The organism is Rhizobium sp. CCGE 510 (assembly GCF_000292525.1).
Taxonomy (GTDB): domain Bacteria; phylum Pseudomonadota; class Alphaproteobacteria; order Rhizobiales; family Rhizobiaceae; genus Rhizobium.
This window is the reverse complement of the sequence record NZ_AEYF01000068.1, coordinates 1-1952: the sequence shown is the minus strand read 5'-3', so window position 1 is coordinate 1952 and position 1952 is coordinate 1. Positions and strand designations below refer to the sequence as shown.

Annotated in this window: 2 protein-coding genes; one reads left to right on the top strand and one right to left on the bottom strand. The window is 62.6% G+C overall.

The genetic code is table 11. The annotated features are described in order from the left end of the window. The first annotated feature begins 442 nt into the window (after nucleotides 1-442). On the top strand, nucleotides 443-1369 hold the full coding sequence (locus RCCGE510_RS32285; RefSeq protein ID WP_007637615.1) for a zincin-like metallopeptidase domain-containing protein: 927 nt from the start codon (nucleotides 443-445) through the stop codon (nucleotides 1367-1369). 8 nt (nucleotides 1370-1377) lie between these two features. Here the strand turns inward: RCCGE510_RS32285 and RCCGE510_RS35370 are convergent, their stop codons facing one another. Beyond that, nucleotides 1378-1554, bottom strand: a complete 177-nt coding sequence (locus tag RCCGE510_RS35370) for a hypothetical protein (protein ID WP_007637613.1) — start codon at nucleotides 1552-1554, stop codon at nucleotides 1378-1380. Nucleotides 1555-1952: the final 398 nt, after the last annotated feature.

Below are 1952 nucleotides of genomic sequence, written 5' to 3'. Positions count from 1 at the left end.
CCGAGGGCGCCGTCCTAGCCTACGAGCAGATCGTCGGCGAGGTCTGGAAGCCCTTTGACCGCCCGGTTGAAAACCCCGGCGCCTCGCTCGACCGCAAGGCAGCCGAAGCCCAGATGGCCGCACTTGGCTGATCTCACCAGGCGGGGCTTCGGCCCCGCCATTTTCCCGCTCGGACCGATGGCTGGCTCCTCGCGAGCCAGCCATCGTCATGTCCACGGGCAAGTTTCCTGCGGCTCGGAAGCATGAGCTGAAAAAGGACGATGCGACGACATGCGCGACCCGTCCCGTTGTCGGTTCTGCCGGGGCCGGCAGCAAATCGCAACGGCTTTGCCGTCCTCCACTGACGTTTCGGCCTTCGGTGCATTCGCTGCCCGAATACCCCAGCTCCTGAACCTCCGTGACGGGCCGCGATGGTCGCTGCCCGATGATGGAGTCCAAGAACATGACGAATAGGAAAAACGAACCTCGCACCGACATCTATACGCGGATTACTGACCGGATCGTCGCCGACCTCGAGAAGGGCGTTCGCCCCTGGGTGCAGCCCTGGAGCGCCGGCAACGCCTCCGGGCGGATCACCCGGCCCCTGCGCCACAACGGTGCGCCCTATTCGGGCATCAATGTGCTGCTCCTCTGGTCTGAGAGCATCGCCCGGGGATTTTCGTCGCCTACCTGGATGACCTTGAGACAGGCCAACGAACTTGGCGCGCAAATCCGCAAGGGTGAAACTGGCGCCACCGTCGTCTACGCCAGCCGCTTCACGAAGACCGAAAAGGACGCCAGAGGCGACGACGTCGAGCGCGACATACCCTTCCTCAAAACCTACTCGGTGTTCAACTGCGACCAGGTGGAGGGTTTGCCGGATCAGTTTTACCAGCTTCCGGATCCGGTCGCCGAGCCACTCGAACGCATCGAGCACGCCGACCGCTTCTTCGACAACACCGGCGCGGTCGTGCGCTATGGTGGCGACAAGGCCTACTACGCTCCGGTTACGGACCACATTCAGCTGCCGCGGCCGGAATCTTTCAAGGATATGGCTTCATTCGTTGCCACTCGGGCGCATGAAACATTGCATTGGACTGCGGCTCCCGATCGGCTGAACCGTGATCTGAGCCGCTACCACAAAGATCGCGGCGACAGGGCCTTCGAAGAAATGCTGGTCGAGCTTGGGAGTTCTTTCCTCTGCGCCGACCTCGGCATTGTTCCAGAACTGGAGCCGCGGCCCGATCACGCCAGTTACATCAAGTCCTGGATGACTGTGCTTCAGGACGACCGAAAGGCGATCTTTGCAGCGGCGGCGCATGCGCAACGGGCTGTGACCTTTCTGCATGGCCTGCAGCCCGACGCCGCCGGCGAGCGGCTCGCTGCGTGAAGACTTGGTCATCGCCGGTCGTTGGCTTCGCCAGCGGCCGGCAAGACTTGGCCGTCGGTCGCGGTGGGCGCGTCACGATCAGCCATGAGGTCCAGTTTGCCCCAGATCGAGGTTTTGCGGTCGATCGGCTTGAGCTTCCGGGACGGCTTGATTTCGACGATAAACGGCTTTGGCTGCTGACGCATAGATCCTCCTGGCGACGAATCGCAGGGCGCGACGATAGCGCGGAGGATGGGCAATGCAACGCCCCGCGCTCGGTGGTTCTGGCAGGCGTGGGGTTGGCATATGGACAACACAGCGGACCGATCTATGCGGCGTCCGGGATAAGCGTCGGGTGACGGGCCGCCATTGCCATATCCCTTCAAGCACTGCAGCAAGCCACGTCCTTCGCGGGCTCGATGAGGCATGTCTGATCGAAGACCGGCTTCGCCTCGATCGTCTTCCGCAACGGCCTTGCAAAACTTTCTTCCCCTGACGGCAATGCCGCCATTCCTCGCGGAACAACAAAGTTTCTCCTGGCCGCCCTTCATTTCATTTCGGCCCTCCGGGTGCGGTCCGATCGTCCCCGATCCTTGCGACAGCC

Coding starts and splice junctions, on each gene's coding strand:
- RCCGE510_RS35370 (WP_007637613.1), bottom strand. CDS start 1,554: ATGCGTCAGCAGCCAAAGCCGTTTATCGTCGAAATCAAGCCGTCCCGG.
- RCCGE510_RS32285 (WP_007637615.1), top strand. CDS start 443: ATGACGAATAGGAAAAACGAACCTCGCACCGACATCTATACGCGGATT.